This is a genomic window from Halomonas sp. AOP12-B1-6 (assembly GCF_052379225.1).
Lineage (GTDB): Bacteria > Pseudomonadota > Gammaproteobacteria > Pseudomonadales > Halomonadaceae > Vreelandella > Vreelandella casei.
In genome coordinates, this window is record NZ_JBQSYK010000005.1 from 163,761 (window position 1) to 178,507 (window position 14,747).

General features: G+C 53.2%; 11 protein-coding genes. 3 read left to right on the forward strand and 8 right to left on the reverse strand.

Features of this window, described 5'->3' with window-relative positions; translation table 11 throughout:
* Positions 1–12 precede the first annotated feature (12 nt).
* Positions 13–1,995, reverse strand: coding sequence for a sigma-54-dependent Fis family transcriptional regulator (locus ACT3TR_RS15055; protein ID WP_096279544.1), 1,983 nt, complete (start codon positions 1,993–1,995; stop codon positions 13–15).
* A gap of 301 nt (positions 1,996–2,296) precedes the next feature.
* Here ACT3TR_RS15055 and ACT3TR_RS15060 point away from each other — a divergent pair, with 301 nt between their 5' ends.
* The 3 genes from ACT3TR_RS15060 to ACT3TR_RS15070 all read left to right on the forward strand — a co-directional run bounded on the left by ACT3TR_RS15060 (position 2,297) and on the right by ACT3TR_RS15070 (position 6,243).
* Positions 2,297–4,105: an NAD(P)-binding domain-containing protein gene (locus ACT3TR_RS15060; protein WP_444625630.1), complete on the forward strand. Its 1,809-nt coding sequence runs from the start codon at positions 2,297–2,299 to the stop codon at positions 4,103–4,105.
* 13 nt (positions 4,106–4,118) lie between these two features.
* Entirely contained in the window at positions 4,119–5,183 is a 1,065-nt protein-coding gene (locus tag ACT3TR_RS15065; protein WP_444625629.1) for a 2,3-butanediol dehydrogenase, read from the forward strand.
* Positions 5,184–5,631: 448 nt separating this feature from the next.
* The gene (locus ACT3TR_RS15070) at positions 5,632–6,243 is read left to right on the forward strand and encodes an OmpW/AlkL family protein (protein ID WP_176483388.1); all 612 of its coding nucleotides are present in this window, start codon (positions 5,632–5,634) and stop codon (positions 6,241–6,243) included.
* 183 nt (positions 6,244–6,426) lie between these two features.
* Here ACT3TR_RS15070 and pepQ read toward each other — a convergent pair whose 3' ends face one another.
* The 7 genes from pepQ to ACT3TR_RS15105 form a co-directional block, all read right to left on the reverse strand.
* The gene (pepQ, locus tag ACT3TR_RS15075; protein WP_444625628.1) at positions 6,427–7,725 is read right to left on the reverse strand and encodes a Xaa-Pro dipeptidase; all 1,299 of its coding nucleotides are present in this window, start codon (positions 7,723–7,725) and stop codon (positions 6,427–6,429) included.
* Positions 7,726–7,771: 46 nt separating this feature from the next.
* On the reverse strand, positions 7,772–8,683 hold the full coding sequence (locus ACT3TR_RS15080; RefSeq protein WP_441684793.1) for a LysR family transcriptional regulator: 912 nt from the start codon (positions 8,681–8,683) through the stop codon (positions 7,772–7,774).
* Between the two features lie 46 nt (positions 8,684–8,729).
* Positions 8,730–9,767 (reverse strand): ABC transporter ATP-binding protein, encoded by a 1,038-nt coding sequence (locus ACT3TR_RS15085; protein ID WP_096282343.1) that lies wholly within the window; start codon positions 9,765–9,767, stop codon positions 8,730–8,732.
* A gap of 38 nt (positions 9,768–9,805) precedes the next feature.
* Positions 9,806–10,822 (reverse strand): ABC transporter ATP-binding protein, encoded by a 1,017-nt coding sequence (locus ACT3TR_RS15090; RefSeq protein ID WP_096279552.1) that lies wholly within the window; start codon positions 10,820–10,822, stop codon positions 9,806–9,808.
* A 7-nt stretch (positions 10,823–10,829) separates the two neighbouring features.
* The gene (locus ACT3TR_RS15095; protein WP_444625627.1) at positions 10,830–11,804 is read right to left on the reverse strand and encodes an ABC transporter permease; all 975 of its coding nucleotides are present in this window, start codon (positions 11,802–11,804) and stop codon (positions 10,830–10,832) included.
* A complete protein-coding gene (locus ACT3TR_RS15100; protein ID WP_444625626.1) occupies positions 11,801–12,850 on the reverse strand; it encodes an ABC transporter permease in 1,050 nt (349 codons plus the stop codon). Before ACT3TR_RS15100 ends, ACT3TR_RS15095 begins: the two co-directional genes overlap by 4 nt.
* Positions 12,851–13,039: 189 nt before the next feature.
* Positions 13,040–14,620, reverse strand: coding sequence for an ABC transporter substrate-binding protein (locus tag ACT3TR_RS15105; RefSeq protein WP_096279557.1), 1,581 nt, complete (start codon positions 14,618–14,620; stop codon positions 13,040–13,042).
* Between the last annotated feature and the right edge of the window lie 127 nt (positions 14,621–14,747).

A 14,747-nucleotide genomic window follows, 5' to 3' on the forward strand; every position in this document is an offset into this window, starting at 1 on the left:
TCCTGGCTTTTATCAATGCAGCCAGTTTGGCGGCACAATCCCTTGGCGCTGCATTTGCCGATATATCGTTGGCCGTGAAACGCCTAGCGCGCGAGCCACGGCGCTAATGTTCCAGTGGTGCTTTTTAAGTAGATCTAGTAGCGGCTGCCCTGGATCTGAGCAACTGTCGGAAGATAAGTCATTAGCCTTGCGCGTAATGCGTTCGCTAAGGCATTGCTCCGGTAAATCAGCGACGGTGATTTCATCGTTTTCCGAGGTGGCCAGTGCGAAGGCCAGCGCATTTTTTAGCTGCCGAATATTACCTGGCCATGCGTAAGCCAGCAGAGCGCTAATAGCATCTGCTCTTAGGCGTGGTGACTCGCTGGCGGCCCGTTCTTTGATTACGTCTGCAAACACGCGACGAATCACGTACAGCTTGTCGGCGCGCTCGTTTAGTGAGGGCAGGCGCAGCTGCGCACCGTTCAGGCGGTAGTAGAGATCTTCACGGAATTCTCCGCGTTGAATCATCTCTTCTATATTGCGATGGGTCGCGGTAATTACCCTAATATCAACCTTCACCGGCGTGTTCGCACCTAGCGGCATGACTTCCCGTTCTGCGAGTACGCGCAGCAGACGCGTTTGCAGTGCCAGTGGCATATCGCCTATTTCGTCAAGAAACAGGGTGCCTCCGTCAGCTTGGGGAATGAGCCCGCGCATGCCTTGCGAGCGCCCTCCGGTAAATGCTCCTGGCTGATAGCCAAATAGCTCACTTTCGATCAGTGCTTCAGGAATAGCGGCGCAGTTGACCGCTACAAAGGGCTTGCTGGAGCGGTGGCCGCTGTCGTGCAGCGCGCGAGCAACAACTTCTTTACCTGTCCCAGTGTCGCCACTAATAAGGACATTAACACTGACTTCATTGCGCAGCCTCTCAGCCAGTTTTTGTATTTTCCGCATGGCGGGGTCATCGGCACCCAGGCGAGCCAGTGGCTCCGGTAGCGATGATGCGGGCGGTTGCTGTGCATGCGTCGATCGAGTGCGGCGAGGTTCCAGCAGGCTAATAAAGTAAATCGTGTTGTCGGCCCTGGCGCGAAAGGCACGCAGCTGATCATCTGAGCCGCTATTGATGCTCAGCACGTCGGCGATTTCGCATTCAAATAGTTCATCCAATATAGGCGTGTGGCGCGCTGACCAAGGTGGCCACCGGTGCTGATGGCAGGCGATGAGTTCACGGCCGACGGCGTTGGCCGCTATTACCTGGCCATTTTCTTCAATGGCGATCAGGCCACGCCCGTTCACATGCACAAACTCCCGGGAGGTATCCAGGCGTACCATTAGGCAGTCGCGGTAGCGCCGGAGAAAGTAGGCATCTTCAATCATGCGGGCGTAGAGAGTTACTAACGAAAGGCTGAAATTTTGGCTTTCATGTTGGCTAGGTGATTGCAGAGCAGAGATATCCAGCACGGCCATGACGTTACCTTGTGGGTCGGTGATAGGTGCAGCGGTGCAGGTCAGCGAAATATGCGAGGCATCAAAGTGTTCCTGGCGGTGGCAGATAATCGCTTGGCGGTCGTGAAGGCAGGTGCCCACGGCGCAGGTGCCAGCAAATCGCTCGTCCCAATCGGCGCCCAAGTAAAGACCCGCTTGCCGCAGTAGCCTATCTTTATGGGGGTCGCCGCGAAACTCGACGGTAATACCACGATGGTCGGTGAGTAGCAGGACGTAGCCCAACTGGGAGATTTGCTGATAAAGCTGATCCACGCCAGCCCTGGCAACGTGTAGGAGTTCATCAACGGGTTCCCGGTGCTCGATAAGCGTTTGCTGAGTCACAACTCTTGCGGGGCGCGGCTGGGTAGGGTCAAGCTGGTATTCATTCAAACAGCGCAGCCAGGAGCGTCGAATTGTTGGCTGAGCCGGTAGCTGAGGCACGTCCACCCCTTCGCCGAGCAAGAATATATGCTCGATATGCTGGCGCTGTACAGAGTGTAATCGTGCAGGCAATAGCGATTGAGTTGGCATGGCGTTTTGCACCGTAAGACGCGTTATTGTCTTTCCAGCCTATGCGCTCTAGCGCAGGTGTCAACGCAGCCATCTTACGCCGTTAGTCGTGTGTTACACCTGTAACGGATGTTACGCCGAGCTGTAAACAGTGTGACAGGTGTACGATGCCGTAAATGCTCTTTAATTTTTCAATAGCCGATTATTAATCTTTACTATTCAATTGTTTATATTTTATTTGTTCGGTTTGGCACGACGGGTGCTTAGAGTTGTGTAGGTAAAAGGCCTTTCAACAATAACAAGCGTATATGGAGTACCCGCTATGTCACAGATCCCGTCACATAAAATTGCCACAACAGCCGTCGATGCGTGGCTGAGAGATTTTGATAACGCGCTACAGGCTAACGATATACAGCACGCGCTTTCACTGTTCGGTGAAGACTGCTATTGGCGTGACTTTCTAGCCTTCACATGGAATTTAAAAACCTGCGAGGGCAAAAGCGATATTCAGGCTATGCTTTCTGCAACGTTGGCTAGCGTATGTCCTTCTGATTGGCAGCTAGAAGGCGAGGCGACCGACAGTGGTGACACTTTTGATGCGTGGTTTACCTTTAAAACAGCAGTGTCTAGCGGCAAAGGCTACCTGCGTCTTAAGCAGGGGAAGTGTTGGACGCTGCTGACCACGATGCAGGCGCTTAATGACTATCCTGAGCGTCGTAACCACCATCGCCCCAAAGGGGCTGAGCACGGCGCCAATAAAAACCGCGAAACGTGGTTAGAAGCTCGGGAGCGCGAGGAAGCTGAATTAGGCTACACCCAGCAGCCGTACTGCGTGATTATTGGCGGTGGCCAGGGGGGCATTGGCTTAGGCGCACGGCTCAAACAGATGGGTGTCCCAACTATTATTATCGAGCGTAACGAGCGCGCGGGCGATTCCTGGCGTAAACGTTATAAGTCGCTATGTCTGCACGACCCTGTCTGGTATGACCATCTTCCTTATATTCCCTTTCCCGATAGCTGGCCGATCTTTGCCCCTAAAGACAAAGTAGGTGATTGGCTGGAAATGTATACCAACGTGATGGAACTCAACTATTGGAGTTCTACCGAGTGCCAGAATGCACACTTTGACGAAGTGGCAGGTGAGTGGGTCGTGGATGTGACTCGCAACGGTGAAAAAGTGACGCTACGGCCGAAGCAGCTCGTGATGGCGACCGGAATGTCGGGCATGCCTAATGTGCCGACATTCCCAGGTGCTGAAAGCTTTGAAGGTGAGCAGCAGCACTCTAGCCAGCACTCGGGGCCGGATGCCTATAAGGGTAAAAAGTGCGTCATTATTGGGGCTAATAACTCGGCCCACGATATTGCGGCCGCGCTATGGGAACACGACGCTGATGTGACGATGTTGCAGCGATCATCTACCCATATCGTAAAGTCGGACTCATTAATGGAAGAGGTGCTAGGGCCGCTTTATTCAGAAGAGGCCGTCGCTAACGGCATTACTCACGATAAAGCGGATCTTATTTTCGCGTCTATCCCTTATAAGGTGCTGCCGGATTTTCATCGCCCGGCCTTTGCTGCCGTTAAAAAGCGTGACGCCACGTTTTACCAAAAACTGGAAGATGCCGGCTTTATGCTCGATTTCGGTGACGATGAGTCGGGGCTCTTTTTGAAATATTTGCGCCGCGGCTCTGGCTACTACATTGATGTGGGCGCCTGTGACCTAGTGGCCAATGGTGATATCAAACTACGTAGCGGCGTGGGCATTGAACGCATTAATCCACGCTCTATCACATTGACCGATGGTAGCGAGATTACGGCTGATTTGATCGTTTATGCCACTGGGTATGGTTCGATGAACGGCTGGGCGGCCCGGCTTATCTCTCAAGAAGTGGCCGACAAGGTGGGCAAATGTTGGGGCTTAGGCTCCGATACCACGAAAGACCCCGGGCCTTGGGAAGGCGAGCTGCGCAATATGTGGAAGCCCACCCAGCAAGAAGCGCTTTGGTTTCATGGCGGCAACCTGCACCAGTCTCGACACTACTCGCATTATTTGGCGCTGCAGTTGAAAGCACGTATGGAGGGGTTGGAAACGCCTGTTTACGGGCTCCAGCCGATTCATCATAAGTCTTAATGGGAAGCCAGAAATGACGCAATCAACCATGCAGGCAGCGGTTTGGTACGCAGCAAAAGATCTACGCGTTGAGCACGTGTCGCTACCCGCTATCAGTGATTCTCACGAGGTAAAGGTTAAAGTTGCTGCGTGCGGTATCTGCGGCAGCGATTTGCACGAGTATGCGGCAGGGCCGATTTTTATTCCCGTGGGCGAGCCGCATCCTATTAGCGGTGAGCAGGCGCCGATTATTATGGGCCATGAGTTTTCCGGTGAAGTCGTCGAAATCGGTGAAAAGGTATCGCGGGTGAGTGTCGGCGATCGCGTGGCCATTGAGCCGATTCTTTCCCCCCATAAAGACGGGGCTTACTTGATGGAGCGCTACAATTTGACGCCGGAGCTGGGCTTTCACGGCCTATCCGGCGGCGGTGGCGGTTTCTCTGAGTTCACCGTAGTCGGCGAGCACATGGTGCATAAGCTGCCGGATGGCCTAAGTTTCGAGCAAGGCGCGCTGATAGAGCCCGCGGCGGTTGCGCTGCATGCGGTGCGCCAGAGCTGCCTAAAAGCGGGCGACAGTGCGGCGGTATTTGGCGCAGGTCCGATTGGGCTCATGACCATAGAAGCGCTAAAGGCTGCCGGTGCTGCTCGTGTTTATGCTGTTGAGGTGGCCCCCTCACGCAAGGCAAAAGCTGAGTCGTTAGGTGCAACGGTCATTGATCCCCAGCAGGGAGATGCCGTGGCCAAACTTCAGGCATTAAGTGGCGGCGGTGTTGACGTCGCGTTTGAGGTGACGGGAATTCCTGCCGTTTTGAATCAGGCTTTGCATAGCACTCATGAAGGCGGTGAGACGGTCGTGGTGAGTATTTGGGAAGGGGAGGCTAGCTTTCATCCCAACGACTTGGTCATCAAAGAGCGCACCATGAAGGGTATTATTGCCTATCGGCATGTTTACCCCGCCGTTATTGCGCTGATGGAGCGCGGCTATTTCCGCGCAGAAGATATGGTGACTCAGCGCATTGCGCTGGTGAATATCATCGAGGAGGGTTTTGAGGCACTGCTTAGCGATAAGTCGCAGGTGAAGGTTATCGTGACCCCTTAGCGCCTGCGCTACGATGATGCGCCGCACCCGACTAATGCTTTGGTCTGGTGCGGTTTTTTTGCTTCAAACATCAGCCAATGTCTTTTTATTATTTAAGATTTTGAAATATATGTTTTTTATTTTTTTTGGCATGCGAATCGCTATATATATGGCAAAGGATGATTGAACAGAGTGATGTGGCGATTAATGTGTTGCTCACCCTTCATCATCTACATCGCTAGACAATCTAGCGATACACAGAGTGAGCTGGCGTGCTCCACCTAGTCCCCTTCGGGGGACTTTTTTTATGCGTGGAAAAAACTATCAGACTTGGAATTCTTATAACAAAATTTTACATGCAATTTGGAAACACTGTTCGTATACTATATACTATACAGGAAAGCCGGATAACCGGCACCGTAATACCAAGGCGCAAGGGAACTAGCGCTGCATAGAGAGGATAAATCTAATGAGCAATATGAAACTGATTTCCGCCGCTGTAATCACTGCTAGCTTCGCACTGGCAAGCCAAGCGGCTCTCGCTTATAACGCTGGCGACGTATTCGTTCGTGGCGGCGTTGCCAAGACCAATACAGGCTCAGGTAATGGTAACGTAGCGGGTGATTCACTTAATGTGCAGAGCGAAAGCGGCTTTACTTTCGGTGCTGGTTATCTCCTTACCGATAAAGTAGGCCTGGAGCTAAACAGCTCTGAGAAATTTGAGCACGAGCTTAATACAGCATCTGCCGGTGGCGTTGGTAGCATTGACCGTCTTCCTATTAACCTGCTGGTGAATTACTACCCGATGGGTGGCTTAGATTCACGCGTTCAGCCTTATGTAGGTGCTGGTCTTAACTACACGCGCTTCTCTGGCGAGCCGAGCGGCTTCAACGTTGATGAAAGCTATGGTGTGATTGGCCAAGCAGGCGTTGATCTTGCGATCACTCAGAATATCCTGCTTAACGGCTATGTTAGCTATGCTGACGTACGTTCTGATATCAACGCAAATGGTGCTGGTCAAGTTGGCGAAATTGATATCGAGCCTGTCACTATTGGCGGCGGTGTGACTTACCGCTTCTAAGTTCTATATAGCCTGAGTTTATATAGACATAAGCTTTATGTGACTTAGGCTCTATGTGGCACCACGTGTCATATAAAGTGTTAGTAAATCATCGCCCGGCCTTGTGCCGGGCGATGTGCATTCTACACATTGATAAGACCTGCTAAACAGTAACAAGACGTTCTTAAGGGTGGCAACACGCTTTCAGGGCGTTAGATTGTCAAAACCGCTTTCCGTCACCGCCACATTATCCTCAATGCGAATACCGCCACAGGTCGAGAGTTGGTCTATCAGCGGCCAGTTAATGGGCAGTGAAGAGTTACGCAGCGGTTCAAGCAGCATGTCGATAAAATACAGGCCTGGCTCGATGGTAACTACCATGCCAGGGCGGAGCGTGCGGGTTAAGCGCAGAGCCGGGTGATTTTCCGGCGCTGGCGCGGGGGTGCCGTCGGGGTGGCGCAACCCGGCTACATCGTGCACCTGTAGACCCAGCGAATGACCTAGCCCGTGAGGGCAGAATGCTCGCGTGACGCCTTTAGCAACGGCTTGCTCGACCGTGCCTTGGAATAGCTCGTGAGCAATGAGTATTTCAGCTAAGTGATGATGCATTTGCTCGTGAAGCGCCACAAAGCTAACGCCGGGCGCTACGCCTTTAACCAACTCATCTTTTAAGCCATGCATTGCCGTGACTAGCTCGCCAAAGGCCGCTGGTGCATCGGGGCCGGCGTATGTACGGGTAATATCCGCGCAGTAACCACGAAAGCGTCTGCCTGCATCGACCAATAAGCTATAGCGTTGTTTAGGTGCTTTGAGATCGTAATGCTGGTAGTGCAGAACACCGGCATGTTGATTTAGACCAATAATGTTCTGGTAAGGGACGCTTGATTCACGCTGACGACTTGCCGCTAAGTAGGCGAGCTGAATATCCAGCTCACCTGAGGCGCCAATAAAGGCGGCCTGCGCAGCTTGATGGCCCGCTATCGCTAAGCGATTTGCTTCGCGCAGACAGGCAATTTCATACGGCGTTTTGAGTAGTCGCAGTTCATCCAGTGCATGGACGATAGTTGCTGGCTGGCATTCGGCGTTTAACGATTGCAGGGTGCTAGCGGGGAGGCGTTCAATATCACCAATAATGGCAGCTTTGCCAGCCAGTGACGGGGCAACTTTATCGCTACATAAATGAATGTCGAATTCGGCGACCCAGGGCTCTTCAGGCAGGCGCGTGGGCAGATGCCAAAAGTCAGCCGGGGCATAAAGATAAAGCTGGGGTCGTTTTTCGGGTTGAATAATCAGCCAGCTATGCTGAACGTCAGCTAGGCCCACCCAGTGCATAAAATGGCCGTAGGTTTGAAACGAGGCAGCGTGGTCATCTGCAAAATGGTCGCTAGCGTGACCGCTGTAAATGGCTAGGCTATCCAATTGATGGTCGGCTAGTAGTGTCGCGTAAGCACTTTGTAGATGTACTAAGTGTTCGCGCTGCAGTTTAAATAGAGTCGTTGACATAACAGCAGTGCCTTTTCTCAAGTAAGTTTTCTCACAGACATCATCATCAGGCGCGGGGCGGTGCGAGCTCGCTCCAGAACCCGTCAAGTTCAGCGTGGTGATGGCTTTGATGTCGATATAGGCGTAGTTCCATAGGGACATCCCAGCGGCTGTCGCCTGCTCGTACTAGGGTCCCTTGAGCAAGCTCAGACGCTACGTTGCGCTCCGGTAGCCAGCTCATGCCGTAGCCCAGCAGCACCAACTCTTTTATGCCGGCTGCGTAAAGGTTTTCACTCTGCACGGTTAAATGGGTGCTTTGTGGCAGCCTGGCCAAATGTGCTTTAACCGCAGACCCAAGCAGCCCGCGCTTAGGGTAAGCAAGCCAGGACACCGGCTGGTCGCGAGAGCCTGGCAGCAGCGCACAGGGGGCACCATCGGCATTTAACCCCGTCACTGGAATGAGTCTTTCGTGGCCAATGACTCGGTAGTTACAGGCGCTAGTATCAATATCAAGGTCGCAGCGCCCAGCCGGCCAGTAGCAAATAGCAAGGTCACACTCGGCACGTGCTAGGGCTTGAAAGTAGTCGCTGGCCACCCAGCCAGTTGCCCGCAGGTAGGGCTGCACGCGATCGTGCCATCCCGTAGACGTTAGCCATTCAGGTAGAAAATGAGGCAGCAGGCTCTGCGGTGCTGCGACCATAATACGCCGCTGCTGGCCGGCATTAATTTCGCGCACACGCGCACGGGTTAGCCGCACGCGCTCGGTTACCTGCTCACACAGGGTTAAAAACTCGTCCCCGGCGGGAGTGAGCGAAAGCGGCAGCGTTTGACGGTTAATCAGCGTTACGCCCATCTCCTCCTCAAGTAATTTAATACGACGGGAAAAGGTAGGCTGCGTAACGTGCTGATCATCTGCTGCGCGTGAGAAGTGCCGAGTTCTGGCCAGGGCAATAAAATCTTCTAGCCAGCGAATTTCCATGTTTTACCTCTCCATGCCTTTCTTCGCTGGATGTATGCCGCCGATTTCATAGGCGGCCCTCTTCAACAGCGTGGCACGCTACGCGCGTTCCGTCATCCTGGGTTTGCAATAGGGGGATTTCTTGCTTACAACGCGCGTTAACATACGGGCAGCGGCCATGAAATACGCATCCGCTGGGTAGGTTCACCGGGGTGGGCACTTCACCTGTTAGGCGAATATGCTGTGGGCGATCATCTTTCAGGCGTGGAATCGCTGAAAGTAGCGCCTGGGTGTAGGGGTGACGTGGCTTTTCAAACAGCGTCGCTGTAGTGGCAATCTCGCAGACCGTGCCTAGGTACATCACCGCCACACGGGTGCCAAAGTGCTCGACGACCGCAAGGTCGTGGGTAATGAAGAGATAGGTGAGATTGCGCTCTTGCTGAGCTTCCATCAGCAGGTTAAGTACCTGGGCCTGAATGGAAACGTCGAGTGCGGAAATAGGCTCATCGGCAACGATAAACTCAGGGTCAACGGCCAAGGCGCGCGCAATCGCGATACGCTGGCGCTGACCTCCGGAGAACTCGTGCCCAAAGCGTTTGCCCCAGTCAGGATCAATGCCCACTGAACGCATCACCTGCTCGACCTTATCGAGAATCTGCTGACGCTTCCAGTCAGGATGATGCAGGCGCAGCGGCTCTTCCAACGTTTGCTGAATCGTCATGCGCGGATTCAGCGACGCGTAGGGGTTCTGGAAAATCATCTGCATGCGCTTGCGATATGGCAATAGCTGACGCGAACTTAGATTGTCGATACGCTGGCCGTCGTAGAAAATTTCACCTTCTGACGGTGTTAATAGCCCCATGACCGTCCGAGCGACGGTGGATTTTCCGCAGCCTGACTCGCCCACGACACAGAGCGCTTCGCCGCGCTTGATATCCAGATTAACGCCGTTGATGGCATGCACATATTCTTGGTGGCGAACCAGCTTGCCGCCTTTAAAGCGCAGCTGTTCTAGAAAATCGCCGGAGAGCGAAAAACGCTTTTTGAGATCGCGGATCTGGAGCAGCGAATCAGCGCTCTGTTCGTTCTGACGCGGGGTAGGCATCGTGGTCGGATTATCCGCTATAGCCTCAGGCTGTGAACTCATGAGGTTTCCTCCTTCAAGCGGCGGTCTTCAAGCATTTCAGCCACCATATGACACGCAACACGACAGTTGCCTGATTCGACAAATTCAGGCACTTGCTGCGTACAGGCCGGGCGAGGTTGGCCATCGGCGCGATTGATAAAATCGCAACGCGGATGAAACGCGCAGCCGCTGGGAAGGTTAGAAAGCGACGGCATGCTGCCACGAATCTGATTGAGCCTTTCGCCGGGCGTGGCCATCTGCGGTAGGGCGTTGATTAAGCCTTGCGTATACGGGTGCTGCGGATCATTGATAATTTCCCGCGTTGGCCCTTGCTCGATCACTCGACCAGCGTACATAACCAGCATGCGCTGGGTGACCTGGCTGACCACGCCAAGGTCGTGGGTGATCAGGATAAGCCCCACGTTATGCTGTTCGCAGAGTTCCAGCAGCAGGGCCATGATCTCAGCTTGTATCGTCACATCAAGGGCCGTGGTCGGCTCATCGGCGATGATAATGTCTGGATCAAGCAGCAGCGCAATCGCAATAATAATACGCTGGCGCATGCCACCTGAAAGCTCATGGGGGTACTGATCTAAACGCGTTTCCGGCGAGGGGATTTGCACCTGACGCAGTTTGTCGAGGGCAATCGCGCGGGCATCTTTGGACGAAATGCGGCGGTGGGCTTTCAAGCACTCGATCATCTGCTCGCCAATAGCCAGCACGGGATTGAGCGTCATCATTGGGTCTTGAAAAATCATCGAAATGCGGTTGCCGCGGACCTTGCGCAGGCCGCGTTCAGACATGCGATTAAGCACTTGGCCGTCAAAGTTAATAGTACCGCCCGCAATAAAGCCCGGCTTAGCAATCAAGTTGAGCAGCGAAAACGCAGCGACCGACTTGCCCGCGCCAGATTCACCGACAATGCCCAAGCGCTCGCCGCGCTCAAGGCTAAAATTAATGTCTCGTAAGGCGTGTACTTCACCTTGGCGAAGTGCGAAGCGGACATCGAGGTTGTTGACTTCAAGTAGTGCCATGGTGTCCTCAGCCTTTGTAGAGTCGTGGGTTCATGACATCGCGCAGCCAATCGCCGAGTAGATTGATCGACAGCACCAGTACAACGAGTACCAGGCCCGGAATCAGGGTGATCCACCAGGAGCCCGATTGAATATAGTCAAAGCCAGATTTGATTAGTGATCCTAGCGATGGATGCGTTTCCGGCATTCCCAGCCCCAAAAACGACAGTGCCGCTTCAGAGATAATCGCGTTGGCAATCTGTACTGTTGAGATAACAAAGATAGGCGACATGGTATTGGGCAGCACATGGCGAAACATAATCCGCTTGCTGCGCAGACCCATGACGCGGGCGGCGTCAACATACTCTTTGTTTTTCTCAGCCAGTACAGAGGCGCGCACGGTGCGGGCATACTGTGGCCACTCAGCTAGGCCGATAATTAAAATCAGCATCATCACTGCATATTGGCTATAGAAAGCGCTTCCCATCGTCGCTTTGACTACGGCACCTACCACGATGGCGACCATTAGGGTTGAAAACGATAGCTGAATGTCGGCAAGGCGCATCAGAAGAGTATCAACTCGCCCGCCAAGGTAGCCCGCCATCAAGCCAAAGGTGATACCAATCAGGGCTTGCAGAATCACAGCGCCAAAGCCGATCAGTAGAGAGACGCGTGTGCCGTAAAGCACAATCGACCATAGATCACGCCCTTGGGCATCGGAGCCCAGTGCAAAACGGTCGTCTGCGCCGTCAATCCAGAAGGGCGGCATTTCTGAAGCCATGATGTCGATCTGAGCCAGGTTATAAGGATCAGTCGGCGCCAATAGGGGCGCAGCAAAGGCGGCAACCACCATGCAGATAAACACTGCTAGGCATAGCTGGGCAGTGCGGTCGCGTTTAAAGCTGTACCATAAATAAGAATCGCGTAGACGTTCCCAACGGCCGGGGGGGGAGGACTTAGTCGGTGATGATTTAGCCGGTGATGATTTAGTGGTCATTGTCATGCGGGCTTCCCTGTCAGTTTAACAGTGGGATTCACGAAGCCGTAAATCAAGTCCACGAGGGTGTTGGTGATCACGAATATGACGCCGACAATCATCAGGTAGGTCACAATCAGCGGAATATCGGCACGATTGATAGCGTCTAAAAACATCAGACCCATGCCCGGCCATTGGAAAACGGTCTCTGTCAGAATGGTATAAGCCACCATGGTGCCGATTTGCACGCCGCCGACGGTAATAACGGGCAGCATGGTGTTCTTCAGCGCATGGACGAAGTAGACGCGGCGCATAGAAATGCCTTTAGCTCGCGCATACTTGACGTACTCTGACTGGAGTACTTCCATCATTTCTGCGCGGATCAAACGAATGAACAACGGCAGCATGATGGAGGCCAGTGAAACGGCGGGTAATACCAAATGCTGCAGGCCATTCCAGGTGGCTAAGTTGGTATCCCAGTTGCCTACGACATTGACAAGATCATAGCCGCGGCCAAAGGAGGGCATGTTGCCTTCAGTAGAAAAGAAGCTGTTGAGCCATGCGCCCCAGCCCGTGCTTTCTGGAAACACGGTGACGGTCACGCCAATGGCAAAAATCTGAATAAGGACGATCGCGGTTAGGAACACCGGTATCGAAATGCCGATAATAGAGACGCCCATGAATAGGCGTGAAATCGGTGAGCGGGGCTTAATCGCGCTGTACACGCCAATGGGCACTGAGAACAGCATGATAATCAGCGTGGCTGCAAACACCAGCTCTAACGTGGCCGGTAAGTGGCGGCCAATGACCTGCAGCGCAGGTTCACGATAAAAGTACGAGTCGCCAAAATCGCCTTGTACCGCGTTTTTGGCGAACCGCACATACTGCACTACGAAGGAATCGTTGAGGCCTAAGCGCTCGCGAAGAGCCTCTCGCTCGCTTTCAGGTACCGACTGGCCCACCATTTGCTGTACGGGGTCACCCAGGTTGTCCTGGATGGCGAAGGCCAGCACGCTGATGACGAACATCACCAAAATCGCGTGCATCAGCCGCTTGATTAGAAAGGCAATCATGGCGTACGCCACCTATATAATGGGTTCAACAAAGGGAGTTGGGACACGTTATGCAGAATTATTGACCGCCAATTAAAAGGCTTCGCCCCTTAAACGCTTAAGGAACGAAGCATGCTTGCGGCTAACTCTTTTGCAATTAACGCTGCAGTGACTTGCTTAACGCTGTGTCACTAACTCGCGATGGATTGATTAATCATCGCTGCGATTAATGACCAGGTCACCTAGGTAAGGGAAGTCAATGGCGTTGACCACTGGCTCAATGTCGATACCCTCTGCGGCGGCGTAGGCCAGATTCTGCCAATGCAGCATGATGAAGCCGGCATCTTCATACAGCATAGCTTCAGCTTCGCGGAGCATTTCGTTGCGTTTTTCTAGGTCGACTTCGCTATCAGCTGCGGTGACCAATGCATCGATTTCTTCGTTGCAATAGTTGCCGTAGTTATATTGGCCAGCGCCAGATTCATCATCAATGCAGAAGGAGAGGTACTGGAAGAAGTTAGCGGTGTCTTCGGTATCCGAGTGCCAGCCAAGCAGCGCCATATCAGATTCGCGCGTATCGTACTCCGGCCAATACTGGGCAAGCGGCATGGTGCGCAGGTTAACATTAATGTTAATTTGCGCCAGCATGTTGGATACCGCTTGAGCGATTTGAGCATCGTTCACATAGCGGTTGTTGGGCGCGATCATCTCAACGCTGAAGCCATCTTCATAGCCTGCTTCGGCCATTAGCTCTTTGGCACGCTCAATGTCATAGCGCGGCACTAAATCCGAGTTGTGACCTGAGTAGCCCATCGGTGAGAACTGGCCAGCCGGTGTCGCGAAGCCGCGCATCAAACGATCGGCAATACCTTCCTGATTGATGGCTAAATCAACGGCTTGACGAACGCGAGCGTCCTGGAAGGCTTCCACACGCTCTTCGTTCATTTGGAGGCCAATAATGCGTGTACCGTCAATCTCAACTAAATCAACGCCGTTGGCTTCCCGCACGCGATCTAAGTCATTGGGCGGTACGGCATCAATGAAGTCGACACCGCCTGAAAGCAGGGCAGCAACGCGTGAGGCATTTTCAGCAATAGGGGTTAACACGATGCTTGAAACGTTGCCTTCGCTTTCGGTGTCCCAATAGTCGTCAAAGCGCTCGAAATCAACCCGTACGCCCTGGCGGCGGTCGGTGACAACGAAGGGGCCAGTGCCTGAAACGTTGCGTGAAGCGAAGGAGTTACCGGCTTTAACTATTTCAGCTTTGTCTTTGCCATCGTCAGTTTCACCGCTGTAGTACTCGCTATCCATTGGGAATATATAGGTGGCGAGGTTAAGCAGCAGCGGGTAAGGCTCAGTAGTCACGATTTCAACGGTATAGTCGTCAATGGCTTCGACGCTCGCTACCGGCTCAAAAATGGCGCGGTAGTCAGGGCTTTCTTTTAAACGCTCAATGGTCCAAACCACGTCTTTGGCAGTGAAGGGGTTACCCGAGTGGAAAGTGACGCCTTCACGCAGTGTCATGCGCATGGTGGTTTCGTCGACCTGTTCCCACTCACTGGCTAGGCGAGGCTCGAATTGAAAGTCTTTTGTCCAGCGTACTAGCGGGTCAAACGTTAAATGCGATAGGCGCAGCATGCCGCCGGATAGCTGCTCGTGTGGATCAAGCGTTTCAGGATCAGCGGAGTAACCAATGCGCAACGTTTCAGCGCTAGCCGTCATCGGCAGCAGCGTCGTACCGGCAACCACTGCACCAATAACAGTCGCTAGCAGAGTCTTCTTGAACGTCATATTCGTTCCCTTTATTCATTGTTTATTATTAATTTTACGGATGTTTTCTTGTATCGAGCGATACGTTAAATTGAGAAAACGCCAGTAAAACAGACACGGTCAGCTCGTAAGCTATGCTAACAACATA

Bases quoted from the DNA above. Each gene is read 5' to 3' on its own strand.
- ACT3TR_RS15055 (WP_096279544.1), bottom strand. From the start codon at position 1,995: ATGCCAACTCAATCGCTATTGCCTGCACGATTACACTCTGTACAGCGC.
- ACT3TR_RS15060 (WP_444625630.1), top strand. From the start codon at position 2,297: ATGTCACAGATCCCGTCACATAAAATTGCCACAACAGCCGTCGATGCG.
- ACT3TR_RS15065 (WP_444625629.1), top strand. From the start codon at position 4,119: ATGACGCAATCAACCATGCAGGCAGCGGTTTGGTACGCAGCAAAAGAT.
- ACT3TR_RS15070 (WP_176483388.1), top strand. From the start codon at position 5,632: ATGAGCAATATGAAACTGATTTCCGCCGCTGTAATCACTGCTAGCTTC.
- pepQ (WP_444625628.1), bottom strand. From the start codon at position 7,725: ATGTCAACGACTCTATTTAAACTGCAGCGCGAACACTTAGTACATCTA.
- ACT3TR_RS15080 (WP_441684793.1), bottom strand. From the start codon at position 8,683: ATGGAAATTCGCTGGCTAGAAGATTTTATTGCCCTGGCCAGAACTCGG.
- ACT3TR_RS15085 (WP_096282343.1), bottom strand. From the start codon at position 9,767: ATGCCTACCCCGCGTCAGAACGAACAGAGCGCTGATTCGCTGCTCCAG.
- ACT3TR_RS15090 (WP_096279552.1), bottom strand. From the start codon at position 10,822: ATGGCACTACTTGAAGTCAACAACCTCGATGTCCGCTTCGCACTTCGC.
- ACT3TR_RS15095 (WP_444625627.1), bottom strand. From the start codon at position 11,804: ATGACAATGACCACTAAATCATCACCGGCTAAATCATCACCGACTAAG.
- ACT3TR_RS15100 (WP_444625626.1), bottom strand. From the start codon at position 12,850: ATGATTGCCTTTCTAATCAAGCGGCTGATGCACGCGATTTTGGTGATG.
- ACT3TR_RS15105 (WP_096279557.1), bottom strand. From the start codon at position 14,620: ATGACGTTCAAGAAGACTCTGCTAGCGACTGTTATTGGTGCAGTGGTT.